The following is an 18,966-nucleotide window of genomic DNA, read 5'->3' as shown; positions in this document are numbered from 1 at the left end:
TTTGCTTTGTTCATTGCTGTTTAAAGTACCGTAATTAAGCAGGATCACTCAACGGATTTGATGTGCAACCGAAGAAGTAGTTGGAGATTCATTCACTGGATGTGCGTTGGTTTGAGGCTTTTTCAAATAGGCCAACCAGTAGGCTCCAGCCACAAACAGGCTACCTCCTACCAAATTTCCCAGCCAGACCGGAATGAAGTTCATAACATAATCTGCCCACGAAAAGTGGCCTGCAAAAATAGCCGCCGGAATGAGAAACATATTGGCAACAACGTGCTGAAATCCAATAGCGACAAAGGCCATTGTCGGGAACCAAATCCCCATGATTTTGCTACCGATAGAGTCTGTGCTATATGCCAGCCATACAGCCAGTGCTACGAGCCAGTTACATCCTATACCCGATATAAAAGACTGCAAAAAGCTTTCATGTAGCTTATGTCCTGCCATATCCACCACTTTGTCCAGGTAAGGGCCCGTTTCTGTCAAACCCAGTACATGCCCAAAGAAAAATGCAACGAATAACGCACCTGCAAAATTACTGAGCGTAATAATCGCCAAATTACGAAGCATGGCTCCTGTCTTAATCCGTCCTGCCCATCTCGCCAAAGGGACCGCCATCATATTGCCGGTCAGCAATTCTCCGCCGGCGATCAAAACTAATACCAAACCTACGGGGAACACCGCAGCTCCAATAAAGGTGGCAATGCTTCCCCATTCTTTAGGCGCGCTTGCAATAACACGTATATCCAGCAAAAACCCGAGTGCAATAAATGCACCTGCCAAAAATCCCAGTACCACCGCCACAGTCCACGGGTTGTTCGCCTTGGCCACTCCTGTTTCCACCGTCTTTTCAGCAATTTGCCCCGGTTTATAGCTCGCCATATGTCCCCGCTCCTTTAATATCTTTTTACTAAAATATTCTTCTTTCATATTTTATTTAAAATCAGTGATTATGTTTGTGAAAAAAATCACTTTCTTAACTATAAAAAAACAGCCCTTGGAAAAAGGACTGTCTTTCTGTATTATTACATCTACTGCGCTACTACGCGCTTTACATTTAGTTGTATTCTTCCTTTTCAACTGCTCTCAAGAACCAAATAACTCCACCGAGGCCTACCAGGGCCACGACTACAAGAAAAAGGATATAAAACAAATCCATAAGCTACTTACCCCCTAATCCTTATGCTACTCTATATTGTACTATAAGGATTCGTCCGTACGTCTCAGATTGTTGACAAACTTATGAACAATGTCACAGACAAATCTAATTATACAGTAACTGGGTTCCGTTCGGATATTGTAGGCAATGCTTGTAAACCTGCTGCATTCAGGAAATTCCAAGGCTTGTTATAATGCGGCTGGAAGAAGAAATCGACAAAGGCCAACTGGTCAATGGTCATATGATTTTGAATGGCTACGGATAGTGTGTTAATGGATTGCGTCAAATCCACCTTCGACATAATTTGAGCCCCCAAAATTCTTCGTGTCTCCTGCTCATATACCACTTTCAGTAATACCTTTTCGGAGGTTGGCATAAATTCAGGCCGATAGCTGTCCTCAATGGTTACAGCTTCTACAGTCATGCCTTCGTCCGTTGCCGCCGCTTCCGTCAAGCCTGTTCCTGCGATATTGTCTTCGTAAATTTTGATACCCGAAGTTCCTTGGGTTCCCATGTAGGCAATCGTTGGTTGTACCAGATTACGTGCTACCAGTGTACCCATACGAACTGCATTGGTTGCCAAAGGGATATAAGCCGTTTTACCTGTCGGATTATAGCGGATTGCACAACTGTCACCTGCTGCAAACACGTCCGGGCAGCTACTTTGCATATAGTTATCCACAATGATCGCACCGTTAGGCAACATATCTACCTGACCTTTGAGCAGATCCGTTTGAGGTCGGAAACCGATGCAGAGAATAACAAGCTCTGTTTCATATTCTCCTTTAGAGGTCACGACTTTACTCACCTTACCGTTCGTACCCTCAAAACGACTCACCGTCTCGCCAAGTACCAGCTTAATGCCATGTTCCTTCAGGGAACTTTCAATCCGGTCTGTATACTCATGGTCCAAATACTTATTCAATATACGATCAGCACTGTCGATCAGTGTTACGTTTTTACCGTTCATTTGGAAAGCTTCTACCAGTTCAACACCAATGTATCCAGCCCCGACGACTGTAATGTTCTGTACGTGCTGGGCTTTCTCAATAATATCATTGGAATGATTATAGTTTTTACAGAGCAAAATATGATCAAGTTCAATGCCCTCCAGCTTTGGAATAATAGGCCACGAACCCGTAGTCACAATTAATTTATCAAATGTGTCTGTAAATTCTTCACCTGTTTGGAGATTACGTGCATGCAGCGTCTTGCCTGCCGTATCCACACTCGTTACCTCATGAAGCATCTTGGTCACTACACCCAAGTCAGACAGTTGATCTGGAGACGAATAAAACAGGCCGTGTGGATCTTTGACGACACCACCTACATACAGCGCAATACCACAAGATAAAAATGAAATATTATCATTACGCTCGTAAACGGTAATTTCTGCATCTGGATAACATTTAGCTGTGTTGACGATAGCTGCCGTGCCTGCGTGTGTACATCCGATAACTGCTACTTTCATGTTAAATTCCTCCTTGGTGTGTGGGCATAAAATGTATAATAATTGTGAATAGTTTCACGTATACAGCTCGTTTGCGTTTGTGATTTATTTCACTTCATGCGCTTATTATAGTGTGATATTTTTCACATTACAATAGCTTTTCGTGATATTCACAATTTGTCCACATTTAAAAAAGAAAGGATATACAAAATCAACGGTTTGCTGAAATATTTTTTCGCTCCATTCAGTTTTCCCTGTAAGCCCCCTGATTATGCTCTTGGAATCGACTTACACATGATGCGACCACCCTTAAACAAATGCACATGTAGAGAAACAAAAAAAGGTCCGTTTCCCGGAGACACGCAGGAAATCAGACCTTTTTAAACATATACTTTGGAGTTAAGGCAAAGCTACTATAGCAATTGTTCAATGGCTGCTTTCATCGCTTCTGGTGACTCCTTCGGTTCAAAACGACCCACAGGTACACCTTCACGATTCACAATGAATTTCGTGAAATTCCACTGAATTGTTCCATCTTCCTGTTCTCCAGGCTGTTGCTTTTTCAAATATTCAAACAGAGGCGCTGTATCCGGTCCGTTGACGTCCACTTTGGCGAATACCGGGAAACTAACCCCGTAATTCAGTTGGCAAAATTCAGCCGCTTCCTCGCTGCTGCCCGGCTCCTGACCGCCAAATTGGTTGCAAGGAAAACCTAATACAACTAATCCCCGATCCTTATATTCATCATAAAGCTTTTGCAAATCCCCATACTGCGGGGTAAGTCCACATTTACTGGCGGTATTCGCAATAACCAGCACCTTACCGATGTAAGTATCCAGAGAAACCTCCTGATTGGCTGGTGTTACGGCATTATGTGAATAGACAGACATACAGCATCCTCCTTCGTGTCGCTTGGTTTAGATTACATAACCTATTTTAACCAAAAGGTGACGGACATGCCAACATCCGCAGATCCTTTACCGTGATGCCATCACTTCGAGTCTGCGTTCTTCACGTTCGGAAGCGGACATTTTTGGGCAAGCATAACAATACCGCTGGCCTCCACCTGTCTTGTAATATTGGCAACAGGACGGTTTCATGTAGGTATTTTCACCGGGGCGGTAAGGATTATCCAATTCAACGAGACGAACCGTAAACGGGTTTCTTTTACGTCCGAATACCTCTCCCTCAAGTTCACGTGTCACAAAAATATAATCTTGTTCAAAGCGCTCCACATCCTGAGGATCAGTCAACAATGGCTGTACTCTATCCTTAAAATACAGCAATGTCAACGGAAACTGTCCCCACATTTGCCCAATAGATGCGCTCCCCACTGCAGCTATTGCCTCCAATATGGGCCGCATCTGCAAACTGTAAAAGTCACGTAACACTTGCTGAGCCTGTTCGGAAGAAGGGTCATCCCCATTGTTCCGCGTATTGTCCAGCTCTGTGAGGTCGATGACCTGAAGGCTAATAGAGGGATATTGACCTTCATAACAAATATGAAATCTAAGATTAGATACGGACAGATCCAAACGGCGTTCACACAGTGACACCATAAAATGCTGTGCAAACACGAGACCACGCAACTGGTTCACAAAATAAACGGCTGCGGTTAAATCGTCTTCAGCACGCAGAAGATCACCGTAATACTCCATCACAGAGCGGATCTTCTCTGGTTCAAGCCATTCAGCCACTGGCCCGGAATATACTGCATCCTCCGGCGTGACTCTCACTATTTTCGCTAGTTGCTCAAGCTGATCGTAATCCAGTGGTTTCATGGTATGTCCTCTTTAACCTCTTGCCGCTACTTGTGCTCTAGCATCACGTCGCTCAGCAACAGAACCCACGAGTTTCTTATCTTCCACATTCATTTCTTTTACTGCTTGGCTCACGGCAGGCTGTCCAGCCAAAGCATACGGAAGACAGAGCGGTACACCCGTACGAGGATCTGTTACAATATCCGCCTCGATCCCGAACACCTCACGCAGCACATCAGGGGACATAACCTCAGTTGGAGTTCCTACCGCCTCGGCCTTCCCTTTTTTGATCGCAATCATATGCTGAGCATACCGGGCGGCATGGTTCAAATCATGCACGACCATAACAATGGTGCGCTCCTCCGAAGTATTTAGATACTCTAGCAAATGCAGCACTTCCAATTGATGTGCCATATCTAAAAATGTCGTCGGCTCATCCAGAAACAAAATATCCGTATCCTGCGCAAGCGCCATAGCAATCCAGGCACGCTGACGCTGACCGCCAGAAAGCTGATCAATCGGACGATCGTGGAACTCGCTCATTCCCGTTACTTGAATGGCCCACTCCACCATTTTGCGATCTTCCGCTTTCATGGAACCAAAACCTTTTTGATAGGGAAAACGTCCGTAAGATACCAGTTCCGTCACGGTTAATCCTTCCGGTGCAGTCGGATTTTGTGGCAAAATAGCCAACTGCTTAGCTACTTCCCGGGTGGATTGCTTATGAATGGATTTACCGTCAAGCAGAACACTGCCGCCCTTAGGATTCATGATGCGAGCCATCGTCTTCAGAATGGTGGACTTACCAGAACCATTTGCGCCCACCAAGGCTGTGATTTTCCCTTGCGGTATTTCTACGTTCAGATCTTCTACAATCAATCGATCTTCATAAGCGATATCCAGATTTGCCGTTTTCAGACGAAACATTTGGAATCATCCCTTTCCCTTATCCAATATATATAGTCACGGGCTTAACGCACGACTTTCATCAAAACTTCATTCTATCTTTATATAATAAAGATATTGATAATCATTATCAAGTGTTAACTGGTTTATTTCCTATATCATACAGTGCATATCATCCAATATTTCCACAAAAAATTCAAAAAAAGATCACAGCTCCACGAAGCTGTGATCTTTTAAATCCGGCGAATCGCATTATGACTGTACAGAAGACAGTCCAAATGCTTCAGCCATGAGACGTATAGATTTCATTTTGGCATCAAAGTCGTGAATAATGCTCGCAACCATGATCTCCTGTGCATTATAGTCCTTACTTAACTGCTCAATCTGACGCTTCACCTGTTCGGGCGAACCGACCACCATACGTTTGCGATTCTCACGAATCCGCATCCGGTCAAACGGCGTATACGGATACGCCAGTGCCTTTTCGACGGAAGGTGTTCCAGCGGAGCGCATTCCCTGCTCTAATAGAACAAGAGACAAGTCCATACTGGAAGCCAAGCGATTCGCCTCCTCTTCGGTATCCGCACAGATCGCAAATACGGCAACAAGCGAACGTGGTTGGTCACTATGCTGGGAAGGGTGGAAGCTTTCCTGGTATTCCTTCATAGCCCCTGTGCCGCCTTCACCATTAATGAACTGCGCAAACGCAAAGCCCACGCCACGCTCGGCTGCCAGACCTGCGCTATCACCACTGGAGCCGAGCAACCACATTTCCGGTACAGTTTCTATAAGCGGCATCGCCTGTAGCGAACCGAAACGGTGATTATTGCCTGTGCTGTCATGTAAATAAGCTAACAGGTCATCCAACTGCTCAGGGTATAGATCTACACCACCTCGCATTTTGCCTTCTTGCAGGGCTCTGGTAGCAATGGGCATGCCTCCGGGCGCTCGTCCCAGGCCTAAATCAATGCGTCCCGGATACAATCCCTCCAGCACACGGAAGTTTTCCGCTACTTTATAAGCGCTGTAATGGGGCAGCATCACACCACCCGACCCCACTCGAATGGTTGAAGTACATGCGGCAAGATGTGAAATCAGCACCTCCGGACTGGAGCCTGCGAGATTTGCGGCAGAATGATGCTCTGATACCCAAAAGCGATGATAACCCAAGCGTTCCGCCTCTATAGCAAGCTCAGCGGTCTTTTGTAATGCCTGCGCATGCGTCATGCCTTCCGATACCGGAGATTGGTCAAGAATGCTGAGTTTTATCATAAAAGTCTGACCTTTCTATTTGGGAATAAGGATAGGCATTAATTATAGCACGCGCAGCCACAGTTACCCAAGAGGGGCCCATATCAATTTTATAGTGGAAACGTTTATTTTTCGTAAAGACTTGCGTTCCCTTTATCCGCCTCATAGAGATGCGAACGCTTTTTAAAGAAACTGTACAGATGTGTAACGATTACTTTCAAGACAGCATACCCCGGAACCGCCAGTACAATTCCCACCACACCAAACAAATTGCCTGCGGTCAGAATAACGAAGATAATCGTGATCGGATGTACCCGAAGAGATTTGCCCATAATTTGTGGAGAAATTAATTTACCCTCAATGAGCTGTACGACTGTCCACACGATAACCATCTTGAGCAGCATAATCGGTGAGGTGACCAAGGCTACAATTAACGCAGGTGTAATGGCAATGACGGGACCTAAGTAGGGGACAACGCTCGTAAAGGATGCAATGACTGCAAGCGTCAGAGAGTAGTCTAATCCAATGATTAGGTAACCAATATACAACAGCGCCCCAATACAGAAGCTGACAATAATCTGGCCACGAATATAGGAACTGACCTGATGATTCATCTCGGTCATAATGCGATCTGTTTCTTTACGAAACATAGGCGGCAGCACTTTCAGGATAAACTGTGGCAGCTTGTGTCCATCTTTTAGCAAGTAGAACAGAATAAATGGAACCGTGGCAATCGCAAGTACCGTTTCTGTAACCACGCCCAAAAAGCTGCCCACACCCGTCCATGCATTATTAATAAAGCTAGATAACTTTTCAGAAGCTTTGGAGGCCAGCTCAGATGGATTAATTTGAATGGTGTTCTGGAATTGGTTTACAAAATCGCTGCCGATCAGTTTCTCAAATTGTCGTTGTACTTGCTCGCTATAGCCAGGAAAATTCTGGATAAGTCCTTGTATTTGATCGCGGATTACAGGTACCACCGATGTAACCACAATCGCAATAACCCCTATAATGAGCAAAAACAGTACAACAATGGAGTATACTCGTTTCACCTTGTTACGCTCCAGTACATCAACCAACGGGTTGAACAGATAGTACAACACGCCGGATAAAATGACAGGGAGAATTATCGTTTTTAACAGCACCATGACAGGTGTGAATATGTATGAAATTTTGGTAAGCACCAAGATATTCAAGCCGATCAGCAGCAGTACCAGCAGGAATAACACAAACTTGTTGTTCAGAAAAAACTTCTTGAATCGGTCTTTCCATGCCGGAGTTATTTCCACACCACATTCCCCTTCTCTTTACACAAATGAGTAGACGTTCTTCATAGATACGATATATTTTTGGAACAAAATATACAAGGTTATACCCAAATAAACACAAAAACAAACAAAGTTGTACGTCATCGTACGAACTTCGCTTGCTTTCGAGGGTTATGGAGTATCATTTATCGTGGTTGCAGCATCCACCGTCGTGGTCACAGGTTTGTTCTCCTGTTCAAAAAGATTCTGTATGAAGCGCTTGAGCTTTCTTTCGTCTACACCCAACACCTGCGCACCCTTAATGGTTTCCCCGCGCACCAATTCATTCGGCGGGATTTGCTGCTTCGCTACTGTTGTTGCATCGATATTAAAGCCCAATGAAGCCAATTGCAGCATTTCCGTAGTGCTGAGATTCGTTTCAATATAAGGAGAAATGCTATTTAGAATACTCGGCAGTTTAATTAGAGATGAAGTTGACTGAATTTTACCGCCAAGCTCGGTAATGAATTTGCGTTGCCGTTCCGTACGCGTAAAATCGGAAGTAGCATCATGACGGAAGCGTACATATTGCAAGGCTGTTTTACCGTCCATGTGCTGCATTCCCTTTTTCAAATCAATATCAAACTGGTGTTTATCTGCCTTGGAGGTATAGTGCATATCTTTTTCGACATCCAGGTCAATACCACCCACAGAATCAACCAGCGCAATAAAGCCATTAAAATCAGTATATACATAATATTGAATCGGTATGCCCAGCAGGTCGCTCACGGTCTGTCTGGTCAAATCCGGTCCACCGTAGGAAAAAGCAGCATTTAATCGACTTTGCCCATGACCTGGGATATTGACGTACGTATCACGAAGAATCGACATAAGTGTAGCCTTTTTCGTAACCGGATCAATAGAAGCAACCATAACGGAGTCAGAACGCCCTGAATCCTCTCCACGGGAGTCGCCGCCTAGCAGCAGAATATTCACTCTTTCTGTCCCATCCCATTCCGGTGGGAGAGATACCTCTACAGGTTGTACATTGGTTTGAGTTTGTGCCTGCGGTTTGAATTTCGAATCCTGTCCGGAAGCAACCGAAATTTGATTCGTAAAATGATATATAGAATACGTATAATAACCGCCCACTAAAAGAACCGCCGCAGTCACAGAAATGCCTAACCATTTTAAAAATTTTCGCATATTTTCGGGTAACCTCGCTTTTATTCATCATCGTTCGGCTTTTAAAAGCATACCCTTCCTGCAAGTTATCTGTCAATTCGTGTCGTCTGTTCTAGTGGTCGTCCGCATACCATGGATTCAAATGGACAAGCACCTCATAAACCCGAGGTTCCCGCTTCATAACAGCCCCCTTAATCAGTCGGATAATATCGTGTCCCTGCTGAATCGTCAAAGAGGCATCCACCGAAGCGCGGATGTCCACAATAATATAATGGCCGTGCTCACGGGCACGGATACGGTCAATACGTTGAACCTCGGCTACACTCAGTGCGGCTGCGGCGTAGCTTTCAATTTCCTCCGTTGCAATCGCTTTTTCCATAAGTACATCTATGGATTCACGGCCCATTTCCCACGCCAATTTCAGAACTAGCAATGCCACTACGAATCCCGCAATAGGATCGCCGTAAGATAAGATTGAAATGCTCCAATGCTCCCCAATTAGCCCTAAGCCGATACCCAGTACAGCAGCCCCAGAGGCGTACACATCAGCGAGATGATCTTTTGCCGTTGCAATAAGACCCTGACTATTGGCCGCTCTCCCGATACGAATCGTGTAAATATACAGCCACTGTTTCCAGAGCAAGGAAATAATAGCGGCTACCAATGCCAGTATATGCTCCTGTGGCATCGGTTCGAACAGTGCTGCAATGGAATGATAGCCGATAAATATGCCCGCTCCAAACAATATGACCGCCACCACGCTTGCCCCAATCACTTCTGCTTTGCCGTGACCATAAGGATGATCCTCATCCGGCGGCTGGCTGGATATGCGCATCGCTCCCAGTGCCGTTGCAGAGGCAATCACGTCTCCGGCATTATGCACACCATCGGCTACCAGCACCTTACTGTTGAACATGAGTCCTGTAATAATCTTAATGCCGGTTAATAGGATGTTGCTAATCAGGCTGATCCATGCTGAGACCATGGCGCGCTTGCCCATATCCTGTTCCTGCATGATGTATAATCCCTCCAAATTTATCTTTTGAAAAATGCATCCTAAACGCTAATCGTATATTTCAAGGTAGCCCCGCTACTCATGTCATCTTATGGTGCTGCTCCTTCAGCGGTATGGATGAAGATTACAATAGCCCCGGAAGATGAGCCTCCCCGGGGCTATTATGATAACCATAGTGGAGTATTCTATGAGAATACTCCTGTTTTAACTATCTAGACCGTCCGCGACGGCCTCCTTGTCCTTGACCACCACGCGGGCCGCCTTTGGCTTGTCCACCGCGGCCACCTTGACCTCCGCGTGCAGAACCGCCGCTGCTGCGGTCATACCCGCCACGCTCGCTGCTTTGTCCTGCCGAGCGGCCCTGACCTCCGCGTGCGGAACCGCCGCTACTGCGATCATACCCGCCACGCTCGCTACTGCCGCGGCTAGAGCGACGTTCGCCGCCTGTGGCATCACGACGGCCCGCCTGTTCGCGGCCGCTGCCCCGGCGTCCACCGCCAGAGTCGTTGCCGCCGTAGGAACGGCGGTCGTTTCTGCCCGAGCGGCGTTCTCGACCCTGCCGATCAGCCGTATCGGAAGCAGGTCTACGCTGTCCGCCGCCCTCACTGCTGGTGAATGTGACACCAGCAACTCTTTGGATGTTCCGAAGCTCTGGAACATCCCTTGGCGTAGCGAGCGTCACCGCCACGCCTTTGCCTCCGGCACGGCCGGTACGCCCGATGCGGTGGATGTAGCTTTCGGCATCCTGCGGCATGTCATAGTTAAAGACATGCGTGACGCCTTCTACATCCAAGCCGCGTGCAGCTACATCAGTCGCTACGAGCAATTGGAGTTTCGCTTCCCGGAATGCCTTCATCACTTGCTCCCGCTTGTTCTGGGACAAATCTCCGTGAAGCTCACCACTCTCGAAGCCCATCTCTTGCAGCTCTTCGTTCAGCTTGGCAGCCCGGCGCTTCGTACGGCAGAAAATAACAGCCAAGTACGGACGATCTGTATTCAGCATATCCACCAATGCCTGTTGCTTACCACGGTCTGTTGTTTGCACAACGACCTGACGGATTTGGCTCACTGGAACGGAAGAAGCGGATTTCACTTTGACATCTACGGGTTCATTCATATATACACGAGCCAGCTTGCGAATACCGGCTGGCATCGTAGCGGAAAACAGCATCGTCTGTCTCCGGTAAGGAACCTCCTGAAGAATCGTCTCCACATCGTTCAAAAAGCCCATGTGTAACATTTGGTCGGCTTCGTCCAGGACCAGCATTTTAATGCCACCCAGATCCAGCGTGCCACGTCTCAGGTGATCCAGCAGTCGCCCAGGTGTACCAATAATCAGTTGTGCGCCGCCTTTCAGTTTACGAAGCTGACGCTCTACGTCCTGTCCTCCATATACAGCCAGTAATGACAGGTTCGGCTCCGTAGCAGCCAAGCATTTTGCTTCCTCCGTAATCTGGAGCGCCAGTTCACGCGTAGGTGCAATCACGAGCGCCTGTGGGTGTCGCTTATCCAAATTCAGCTTTTGTAGAATCGGCAGTAAAAACGCAAGCGTCTTCCCGGTTCCCGTATGTGCCTCGGCGATAACATCCTGACCTTCCATCAACAGTGGAATCGACTCCTGCTGTACAGGAGTTGGGGATGAAATTCCCTGTTCTTTCAAGGCTTCTACCCAATGCTGCTCTACGCCTAATGCTGCAAAATTCTTCAAGTGGTATTCACTTCCCTTATCTGTATTCAATATGTGTCACGTAAAATAGGTTCATGTGCCATATGACATCTATCGTTCCATAGTTCAGAATTCCCATTTTTGTATCGGTTCTCATTCTACCCTTTTCAGGAAGGGAGCTTATCCGTTATCGTTGAATCTGTTCATGTAACCAACATACGGCCGCCATGCGGCTCAGGCCCGTTCCATGTATGACTTTCCTAGTATACGCGAAGTTGAACTGGTTTCCAAACGATTTTAATGAACAGTACCACAGTCAATGTAAAAGGTGAATTCGATCTTCATGTCATATATTATGGTATAAGAATTGGTAATTCATGAATAAAGGATGGATGCTTGTGGTTAACAACCTGCAAGAGCTGCTCCGCATTGTAACCGATGATGAATTGATTCCGCTGATGCTAGCTATCGAGGCTCCCAGTATCAAATCATCCTATAACAAAGGGACAACGCCGGAAGTGTACATTCTTTTGTCCAATGACCCCATGTGCCAATCTTCTAATCATTGCGGCATGCTCGTTTCAATCCGTCAGGACGTTTATGAAAATATCGACCAAGCAATCGTCGAAGACGTTATGATGAAGCTGAGCCAGTGGTTAAAGGCACACAAGCTGCTACACAGCCCGCGTAACTTTTATGCTGGCAGTAAAGCACGCGCTATTATGGATATTGTTCCATTTATGCTCGAACAGGATACCCCGGATATGAAGTATGTTTTTCAATCGTGGACTCCGTTCCCTTTACCACACACTTAAACAATCCGCCATACCATTAACCCTAGGAGGCTGCAATTTATGCAAATTCAAGTTCAAAAGGTTGAAAAAAAAGAGAACGAATATCTCATTCATTATCAAGCCGGGGGAGCGTTGCCGTTCGTTCCGCATGATATTGTTCTGATCCATGGCAAACAGTATTTTATAGGCACGATTTTGAAAGTAGAGCCGGAACAAGCCCTTGTACGTATCAATCCAGAATATGAAGACCAACTGGCAGGGTCCATCGGACTGGAGCTGGCTTTCTCTCCAACCGTTTCTATTCAAGGTGCAGACAGCATTGTCGAAAAGCTCGGCTATTTCCCTCCCTTTCATTATGACCGAATTACGGCTGCTAATATGACGAAAGACCAAATTACGCTGACGATTGAGCTGTCCTACGCTAGCGTGCTTGTCCCTAAATCACCGGAGCTGGAGCCTTCGGCTGAGGCACCTGTAATCCCTGAAGCTCCAGCAGAAGACGTCCCACGTTATGTAGTTACTTTTACATTTCTGGAAACCAAAGAGCATGTATTAACTCCTGTAGAAACAGAAAATATCATCTTGCAGCTTGATTTCCGCTATGAAGAAGCAGACATGGTCGTTGATATTGATGCCCTGTCGGGACTGTCAGGTAGCTTTCTGTGCAGAGGTATCCGCGCAGAGATTAAGGAACTGAATGAATAAACAGGAGGCTCGCGAGCTGTTACGTTGTCATTCTTTTATTCACGATGATCTGGATCATCCCAAAATGCAAAACGGATTTCTAGGGATGCTCCGCCCCTTCCAGGGAGAACTGCTTGAGGATAATTTCCATGAGCTGATGACCATCATTGAAGTTCTGGCAGATGAGTTGGAGAAACCATCCGTAGAACGGGAGCTGTCCACATCATCGACATCCAAAGGAGAATCACTCTACTTATGCGTGTAAGAATATTTATATTCATATTGATTATCGGAATTATATGTGTGCCTGCCTATTTCATTATGAGCAGCTTTGGATTATTTCAAAATGAAAAGGTGCTTGTACATTACAAGCTTGCCATTGAGGTAAAGGATAAAAAGTATGATGCCTGGCCTTTAATCAGCAGCTATACCGCTATAGATAAAAAAGGGGATAATCGTCAGCTCTACTATCAGGCGAAGGGCTCGGGCATAGAGTATCTGTTTCAACTAGCCTACAGGCATTATGAACTCCGACCCTCCAAGGAAAATCCTTTTCTGGACGGGGAAGTCCACTACACCATGGATCATCCTGAGTATGTGCGTGAGGAAAAGCAGTATGAGAATGCTAACGACTACACGGAATTAACCCATTATTACAATCAGCAGGAACAGATCATTTATACCTATAATCCCGAAGCCAAGCTCGATAAAACATACGTCCGTTCCATCATCACCGCTGGGATGACTCGCACAACCGGTAGATCAAGCCGTGCGGTAAAGGATGACTATATTAATATCAGCAAGCTGTTTAAGGACAAGCTGGGAGTGAATGTGAAGGTAGATGTGGATGAGAACAACAAAATCGTCACCTTATCTATGACATGATCTCACAAATGATGCACCGCTAGCGATTAATAATGATTTTCTGGATGAAATCAATCATGTCGAGAACGCTTTGTTAATTGGTGCAGATGCGGGCGACAATTTTTACGTTCTGATATGTAATGAATACACCCCGTATGTGTACTACTGGGACCGCACACATCTTCATGCTTATGATGACAAACTGAACTATGATATTGCAGAGCAGGACGAATGTGGACATTTGTATCTGGTGGCAACAGACTTTACAACGTTTTTTAATCAGGTAATTGAACGACTCAACGAGCAGAAAGGGAGGCCTACTGATGACAGAAATACATAATCCTAAATGGGGACCGGCTTATTTGGAAGGTTGGATTGTACCCGAAAACCCGGAGGCATGGGTTGAGCAGGAGTGGACAGGTAAGCTCCGTTCACAGGCCGGACATACAAAATTCCACATTTTTTATTATGGAGAGCTTATGGACGAGCTTATCGCTGTAACTGAATTTGCACCCCAGCTCATTATTGCAGAAGATGCAGTCACAAGTGAACAGATCGTGATTTTTGACGGAACCCGCCATGGTTACGATGCTCTGCTATGCGAAGTTTATACCAAGGAACAACAGAACAATCGCACTCCCCTGCTGCCCTATCTGGACGAAGATGGTGAAGATACTTTCGAGGTAAGCTTGACCGCTTTTTATAATGTGGATTGGGATGACGAGTTTGCAGACGATGTGGATGAGAATGGACAGTTAGAGCTGATCAACGGCGAACGATGCGATTTTGAAGATGTGAAGCGGAACGGCTATGATGCGATCAGCATTACGATTACCAGCGCTAAAGGTCTAAAAACAGAGATCATTCAGGAAGAGCTGGCCTGACGATGGTGTTCAAGGGAATCAAGCATCGGGAAGGCGATATTTTTGTTATTCCCACGCATGACGGCCGATTTGCGGTATGTCAGGTGATCTGCGCACTGTATGGTAGATTCAAAAAAGCGTTGTTAAAAAGGCTCGAATGTATAAGGGAATGGTGTACGATCTGAGCCCAATACCGACTTTACGCGCTCTTCATCCACCAACGCTTCGACGAGGCTATACAAATCCGAGGCTGCATACCGAAAATTGCCCCATGTGCGTAGATTCAAAGCATAGATTGGGAATTCTCCCCGTTCATCAGGCAATTGAATATCCCAAATCAGCAGGTCATTCCCTTCACTGGAAGCGAAGGGAACCGCATGCTCCAAAAGTTCTGGAAAGCCATCTGGCTCCAGCGCCGCTTCTTGTAAAACCTCTTCCGATTCGAGTAAATCATCAAACCAGGGCCGCCAGTCATGATAACGATGAAGCCATGAATCGGGGTGATCGCCAAGAGGAATATGAATGTTCCATAAGCCGCATAGTCGCCCGTAACCAAGAGTTTTGACATAATCTATATAAGAAGGCGGAAAACTCATACCATTTTCAAAACGATGTTCTATTAGAAAAGTCTCGTCATAATAAGCCTGAAACTGTGGACGTTGCAGCCCTGTAAAAATGCTCATGTTCGCCCTCTCCTTTTGCACGTCCTATTCACCTTTTCACCCTTCGGTGCATTGAAAAGGCCATTTTCAAGTGTTAATGTTATTAAGGAATATTATAACATATGAATCATAAAATGTACGTTTTTACGCTCTTTCCGAAAGGAGGAACGAATATGGAGCAAAAGCGCTTCAAAGATGAACATGGATATAAATATGACTTTGCCGCCGTGATCCGGAGAGGAGAACAAGTAGCTGTTCACTGTCCCCGTTGTCAGGGCCAAGCTTTTATTTCCAGATCCAAAAAAGAATGTTATTACATTGTTCGATGCTCTCATTGTTATTACACGTATCAGCAGCCAGAATCTTATACATTCTATGCACGCGGCGTATGCAACCATTGCGAGCGGTATTTTAATATCGAAATCCATGATGACCGAACGAAACTCCATAAAAATACGAATATAAACTGTCCGCACTGTGAGACACGCAATCAGGTTCCGGTGCATCGTGTTCAATCACGCGAATGGCATACGGACGTGATCCAAAACGGAAAAGACCCTATTTTCCAGCTCCAGCTGTACTTCATTGATTACTATCGGGGTAAACCTGTCTGGGCTCTTAACCGGATACACCTGAATTACCTGCTCTCCTATATCTCTGCCGAGTTGCGGGAAAAGCCTACATCCGGTATGATGCGTACGGCTTCCCATTCCATTCCCAAGTACATTAAGGATGCGAAGAATCGCCAGGCCATCTTAAAGATATTACAAAAGCTACAGCATAAGCCAGAGGCTAAGAGAGGAGCCTCCATACATGAGCATACAAACTTTTGACAGCCTTGAAGCACTAGTTCATGCCGTTGGCCAAACAGAAATCAATGAATGGGTATTTGCCAACCTGGAACGTGTTCAAAGTAATCCGCTCAATTCTACCTACTACATCATCCCCGAGGAAGAATTGTGGGAGCTGGAGGATGCCGGTCTCACCGTCACCAATCATCGTGATGAAAGTATCCCTGCATCTCTGCCAGACCATCACGTGCAATCTTGGCTGGAGGTGGCGACTGTACAGGATGTCATTGAAGTGTTACGCCACAGCGGAAGCGAGCCGGATATTGAACGCATTGCGCAGGGACTGCAATATTATCATGAATATGATGCTTTTATGGAATAAGCGTCTCCAGCAACTCTTTTACCTCAGGGACAGCCTGCTTCAGGCTGTTTTTTAGTTTCTTCGCGCCACCCCATATACGATAAACAAGCACCTCTTGTTCATAGTCTTCCAGCTTCTCAAGCTCCTCCACCAGTACCTGTGCCTGCTCTACAGTTTCGATTCCGGATGACTTCAGGGGTTTGGCAGACTCGTTGCTTGCCAGTAGAATCCTCGTCCAAACGGGGATCGTGTCAGGTGTTAGCCCATGCGCTTCGGCAAAAGCAGCCGCGTAACCGTCCTGTACGGACTGATGTTCACTGTCCACCAGCTTCATATAACGATTCACTAATGGGAAATAGTTCGTTCCTTTCAGTCCTAATCCCATTACCGCATAGGTTCCCGGCATCGCCGACTTTTCACCGGGCTCTACATCGTTATACCATTTGAATTCTTCCATCACGGTTTCGGCATATTCAGCCAGCAACGGATGCAGCGACGGATACTCAAGTGCATTGGCGAAGAAACGATGTAGCGTAGATTTAGCCAACTTGGGTACAGGCAGGTAGTTTTTCACCTTGCTTTTGAACTTCATCCGATATTCCTTGGTAAAGCCCTTCTTTAAAATATCGCATAAATATACAAGTGCTTGTCTATAGCTTTCTTCTTCCTCTGAACGAATCTGAACCTCCAATGTTTGCAAAATATCATTGGCTTGGCAGATGACTCGCTCGCTTGTATGTAGCGCTGGGATGCTTCCTGATCCGCTCTCAAGCCACACGGAAGCCTGCTCCGAGCCTAGCTGTGCAGCAATCTCCAAATATTTCTGCCGTGCATCGGCATCGGTCGAACCCACCCGCATCGCGGTAAACAGGAACATCTCCATGGCTGGCGCGGGAATTTCCGAAGGGAGAATATCGGGCTTCACTTTATAATCCAACCCATAGCTTTTTTCCCGATCCGCATACTTCAGCAAAAATTCATCTTCAGCCCAATGCTTTAAGCCACTGCTGAGCTGATACCTCCATGCTTCCTCACGCTTGCGGCTGACCTTCACTTTGGCATCCATTATATGGAGCAACTCATCCACACGCTGGGCATCTATAGCGTACAAATGAGGATCAAGCAAGTGTCTCACTAAGAAGAAATCGTCCTCTTCCTTCGGGATAGCTTTACTGGAGGGGTTGAGCTTCTGTTCCACAAACTGCTGGATAGTGGCTAACAGTTGCTGCCGTTTATCTTCATTTAGGAGTGAGAATGTAAAATGATTGGCCTTATTCTCCAAGACCACTTCCAGATGAAAATCCAGCCGATAACGAAAGAACATGGAACTGAATTCTTCCGAATTAAATAGCGCCTCTATCCGTTCCCTAAACACAGGCATCCATTCGTCCTGAACCTGCTGCAGTGTTACCCCCTCCGTAAAACCAGAAATCTCCATGTCCGGTCTACGATGATCCCAATCAAACGGTTCGTAGGTATCCACCCACAGCCCATCCTTCTTACAGGTAACTTTTAAGTATTCATGAATCCCTTCGTGAAGGACACTTTTGATTTGGAATTCGGCGATGCGCTTTTGCTCAGAAGCGTACGCCTCATCAATCGCCTCAAAAATTGGATCTATGTAGGCTTGTACCCCTGATGTTGTCATAAGATGTGTTCCTCCTTCGTCCCCTCACAAATTGTAGTTCCTATGGAATTAAGATAGACTAATCTATAACTATTTTATTTCCTAATTATAGCATATCTCTCATTTACTTTTGATCTCTATCCCTATAGATAGAGTGCCGGAAAGCAGGTGTATCCTACATGTATTGGGTTTCCACACAACATACGACGGTGGCTGCCACGACACTCGGAGATCATTACTACGAAGACTTTAGATGTTCAAGTCCCATTCACAGAAACACTGGAACATATTTTACGGGATGAATTCGGAAAGATGGAACCATTTCCCCGTTATTTCGAACCTGTCAGCCCAGACAAAGCCTCAACATTCCTACTGTTTAATCCCCCGGATACGACCGAGGCCTACAATCCAGCCCATCCGAACGAGCAAGCCCTGGATTTCGCTCCGGCATCCATACAAGCATTGGCTCAGCGGTTTAAACAGCATTTTTCCTCAAACCTATGGATTGAAAATGAGCATATCTGCATGGCTTTTCTTCAGACTCTAGGCGGATACGTGCGTTTTAACTATGCATATGGACGCGAAGTGGCGATCATTTATGAACCGAAAGCGATAGCACTTCGTGATGAAATTCTAGCATTCTTGCAAAAAGAGCATTGTCGGGTTGTAGAGTAAGAGGAG

The 18,966-nt window shown here is 46.0% G+C and carries 21 protein-coding genes and 1 pseudogene; 10 read left to right on the top strand and 12 right to left on the bottom strand.

Annotated features, from left to right (window positions below; translation table 11 throughout):
- Positions 1-48: 48 nt before the first annotated feature.
- From WA407_RS02245 to WA407_RS02200, 10 genes are all read right to left on the bottom strand, one after another.
- A complete protein-coding gene (locus tag WA407_RS02245; protein ID WP_254328231.1) occupies positions 49-882 on the bottom strand; it encodes a formate/nitrite transporter family protein in 834 nt (277 codons plus the stop codon).
- 386 nt (positions 883-1,268) lie between these two features.
- Entirely contained in the window at positions 1,269-2,630 is a 1,362-nt protein-coding gene (locus tag WA407_RS02240; protein WP_069290565.1) for an FAD-dependent oxidoreductase, read from the bottom strand.
- Positions 2,631-3,022: 392 nt separating this feature from the next.
- A complete protein-coding gene (locus tag WA407_RS02235; protein ID WP_254328229.1) occupies positions 3,023-3,499 on the bottom strand; it encodes a glutathione peroxidase in 477 nt (158 codons plus the stop codon).
- A gap of 87 nt (positions 3,500-3,586) precedes the next feature.
- Entirely contained in the window at positions 3,587-4,390 is an 804-nt protein-coding gene (locus WA407_RS02230) for a hypothetical protein (RefSeq protein ID WP_336076682.1), read from the bottom strand.
- 12 nt (positions 4,391-4,402) lie between these two features.
- A complete protein-coding gene (locus tag WA407_RS02225) occupies positions 4,403-5,296 on the bottom strand; it encodes an ABC transporter ATP-binding protein (protein ID WP_235306544.1) in 894 nt (297 codons plus the stop codon).
- Between the two features lie 231 nt (positions 5,297-5,527).
- The gene (locus WA407_RS02220) at positions 5,528-6,547 is read right to left on the bottom strand and encodes an LLM class flavin-dependent oxidoreductase (protein WP_235306545.1); all 1,020 of its coding nucleotides are present in this window, start codon (positions 6,545-6,547) and stop codon (positions 5,528-5,530) included.
- Positions 6,548-6,651: 104 nt separating this feature from the next.
- Positions 6,652-7,815: an AI-2E family transporter gene (locus WA407_RS02215; protein ID WP_061832023.1), complete on the bottom strand. Its 1,164-nt coding sequence runs from the start codon at positions 7,813-7,815 to the stop codon at positions 6,652-6,654.
- A gap of 150 nt (positions 7,816-7,965) precedes the next feature.
- On the bottom strand, positions 7,966-8,979 hold the full coding sequence (locus WA407_RS02210; protein WP_013312376.1) for an LCP family protein: 1,014 nt from the start codon (positions 8,977-8,979) through the stop codon (positions 7,966-7,968).
- Between the two features lie 91 nt (positions 8,980-9,070).
- Positions 9,071-9,973, bottom strand: coding sequence for a cation diffusion facilitator family transporter (locus WA407_RS02205; RefSeq protein ID WP_013312377.1), 903 nt, complete (start codon positions 9,971-9,973; stop codon positions 9,071-9,073).
- A gap of 208 nt (positions 9,974-10,181) precedes the next feature.
- Positions 10,182-11,681: a DEAD/DEAH box helicase gene (locus WA407_RS02200; RefSeq protein ID WP_336076680.1), complete on the bottom strand. Its 1,500-nt coding sequence runs from the start codon at positions 11,679-11,681 to the stop codon at positions 10,182-10,184.
- Positions 11,682-12,016: 335 nt separating this feature from the next.
- Between WA407_RS02200 and WA407_RS02195 the strand changes: the two genes are divergently transcribed.
- From WA407_RS02195 to WA407_RS02165, 7 genes and pseudogenes are all read left to right on the top strand, one after another.
- Positions 12,017-12,454 carry a hypothetical protein gene (locus WA407_RS02195; RefSeq protein ID WP_235306547.1) on the top strand — a complete coding sequence of 146 codons (438 nt, stop codon included), beginning with the start codon at positions 12,017-12,019 and terminating at the stop codon, positions 12,452-12,454.
- Between the two features lie 39 nt (positions 12,455-12,493).
- Positions 12,494-13,138 carry an immunity 50 family protein gene (locus WA407_RS02190; RefSeq protein WP_336076679.1) on the top strand — a complete coding sequence of 215 codons (645 nt, stop codon included), beginning with the start codon at positions 12,494-12,496 and terminating at the stop codon, positions 13,136-13,138.
- Entirely contained in the window at positions 13,131-13,382 is a 252-nt protein-coding gene (locus WA407_RS02185; protein ID WP_235306549.1) for a hypothetical protein, read from the top strand. Before WA407_RS02190 ends, WA407_RS02185 begins: the two co-directional genes overlap by 8 nt.
- Positions 13,373-14,002 (top strand): hypothetical protein, encoded by a 630-nt coding sequence (locus WA407_RS02180; RefSeq protein ID WP_235306550.1) that lies wholly within the window; start codon positions 13,373-13,375, stop codon positions 14,000-14,002. The genes WA407_RS02185 and WA407_RS02180 overlap by 10 nt, the downstream gene beginning before the upstream one ends.
- Before the next feature lie 70 nt (positions 14,003-14,072).
- Entirely contained in the window at positions 14,073-14,321 is a 249-nt protein-coding gene (locus tag WA407_RS02175) for a hypothetical protein (protein WP_235306551.1), read from the top strand.
- Complete coding sequence (locus WA407_RS02170) at positions 14,305-14,865, top strand: hypothetical protein (RefSeq protein WP_235306552.1); 561 nt, start codon at positions 14,305-14,307, stop codon at positions 14,863-14,865. The genes WA407_RS02175 and WA407_RS02170 overlap by 17 nt, the downstream gene beginning before the upstream one ends.
- Positions 14,866-14,867: 2 nt before the next feature.
- A pseudogene (locus WA407_RS02165) lies at positions 14,868-14,984 on the top strand (Imm26 family immunity protein); the annotation flags it as partial.
- A gap of 3 nt (positions 14,985-14,987) precedes the next feature.
- Here the strand turns inward: WA407_RS02165 and WA407_RS02160 are convergent.
- Positions 14,988-15,527 carry an SMI1/KNR4 family protein gene (locus tag WA407_RS02160; RefSeq protein WP_235306554.1) on the bottom strand — a complete coding sequence of 180 codons (540 nt, stop codon included), beginning with the start codon at positions 15,525-15,527 and terminating at the stop codon, positions 14,988-14,990.
- A 152-nt stretch (positions 15,528-15,679) separates the two neighbouring features.
- Between WA407_RS02160 and WA407_RS02155 the strand changes: the two genes are divergently transcribed.
- Positions 15,680-16,339 carry a hypothetical protein gene (locus tag WA407_RS02155; protein ID WP_336076678.1) on the top strand — a complete coding sequence of 220 codons (660 nt, stop codon included), beginning with the start codon at positions 15,680-15,682 and terminating at the stop codon, positions 16,337-16,339.
- Positions 16,320-16,679, top strand: coding sequence for a DUF7716 domain-containing protein (locus WA407_RS02150; protein ID WP_336076677.1), 360 nt, complete (start codon positions 16,320-16,322; stop codon positions 16,677-16,679). The genes WA407_RS02155 and WA407_RS02150 overlap by 20 nt, the downstream gene beginning before the upstream one ends.
- On the opposite strand, the gene WA407_RS02145 is transcribed toward WA407_RS02150, so the two are convergent.
- On the bottom strand, positions 16,669-18,306 hold the full coding sequence (locus tag WA407_RS02145) for a DUF6138 family protein (protein ID WP_336076676.1): 1,638 nt from the start codon (positions 18,304-18,306) through the stop codon (positions 16,669-16,671). The two genes, WA407_RS02150 and WA407_RS02145, sit on opposite strands and share 11 nt — an antisense overlap.
- A gap of 291 nt (positions 18,307-18,597) precedes the next feature.
- Between WA407_RS02145 and WA407_RS02140 the strand changes: the two genes are divergently transcribed.
- Complete coding sequence (locus WA407_RS02140; protein ID WP_336076675.1) at positions 18,598-18,960, top strand: hypothetical protein; 363 nt, start codon at positions 18,598-18,600, stop codon at positions 18,958-18,960.
- Positions 18,961-18,966: the final 6 nt, after the last annotated feature.

This window comes from Paenibacillus sp. 203 (assembly GCF_037027525.1).
Lineage (GTDB): Bacteria > Bacillota > Bacilli > Paenibacillales > Paenibacillaceae > Paenibacillus > Paenibacillus polymyxa_B.
The sequence above is the reverse complement of the archived record's forward strand: the minus strand, read 5'-3'. Positions and strand labels throughout refer to the sequence as shown.

Bases quoted from the DNA above. Each gene is read 5' to 3' on its own strand.
- WA407_RS02245 (WP_254328231.1), bottom strand. From the start codon at position 882: ATGGCGAGCTATAAACCGGGGCAAATTGCTGAAAAGACGGTGGAAACA.
- WA407_RS02240 (WP_069290565.1), bottom strand. From the start codon at position 2,630: ATGAAAGTAGCAGTTATCGGATGTACACACGCAGGCACGGCAGCTATC.
- WA407_RS02235 (WP_254328229.1), bottom strand. From the start codon at position 3,499: ATGTCTGTCTATTCACATAATGCCGTAACACCAGCCAATCAGGAGGTT.
- WA407_RS02230 (WP_336076682.1), bottom strand. From the start codon at position 4,390: ATGAAACCACTGGATTACGATCAGCTTGAGCAACTAGCGAAAATAGTG.
- WA407_RS02225 (WP_235306544.1), bottom strand. From the start codon at position 5,296: ATGTTTCGTCTGAAAACGGCAAATCTGGATATCGCTTATGAAGATCGA.
- WA407_RS02220 (WP_235306545.1), bottom strand. From the start codon at position 6,547: ATGATAAAACTCAGCATTCTTGACCAATCTCCGGTATCGGAAGGCATG.
- WA407_RS02210 (WP_013312376.1), bottom strand. From the start codon at position 8,979: ATGCGAAAATTTTTAAAATGGTTAGGCATTTCTGTGACTGCGGCGGTT.
- WA407_RS02205 (WP_013312377.1), bottom strand. From the start codon at position 9,973: ATGCAGGAACAGGATATGGGCAAGCGCGCCATGGTCTCAGCATGGATC.
- WA407_RS02195 (WP_235306547.1), top strand. From the start codon at position 12,017: ATGAATAAAGGATGGATGCTTGTGGTTAACAACCTGCAAGAGCTGCTC.
- WA407_RS02190 (WP_336076679.1), top strand. From the start codon at position 12,494: ATGCAAATTCAAGTTCAAAAGGTTGAAAAAAAAGAGAACGAATATCTC.
- WA407_RS02185 (WP_235306549.1), top strand. From the start codon at position 13,131: ATGAATAAACAGGAGGCTCGCGAGCTGTTACGTTGTCATTCTTTTATT.
- WA407_RS02180 (WP_235306550.1), top strand. From the start codon at position 13,373: ATGCGTGTAAGAATATTTATATTCATATTGATTATCGGAATTATATGT.
- WA407_RS02170 (WP_235306552.1), top strand. From the start codon at position 14,305: ATGACAGAAATACATAATCCTAAATGGGGACCGGCTTATTTGGAAGGT.
- WA407_RS02160 (WP_235306554.1), bottom strand. From the start codon at position 15,527: ATGAGCATTTTTACAGGGCTGCAACGTCCACAGTTTCAGGCTTATTAT.
- WA407_RS02155 (WP_336076678.1), top strand. From the start codon at position 15,680: ATGGAGCAAAAGCGCTTCAAAGATGAACATGGATATAAATATGACTTT.
- WA407_RS02150 (WP_336076677.1), top strand. From the start codon at position 16,320: ATGAGCATACAAACTTTTGACAGCCTTGAAGCACTAGTTCATGCCGTT.
- WA407_RS02145 (WP_336076676.1), bottom strand. From the start codon at position 18,306: ATGACAACATCAGGGGTACAAGCCTACATAGATCCAATTTTTGAGGCG.
- WA407_RS02140 (WP_336076675.1), top strand. From the start codon at position 18,598: ATGGAACCATTTCCCCGTTATTTCGAACCTGTCAGCCCAGACAAAGCC.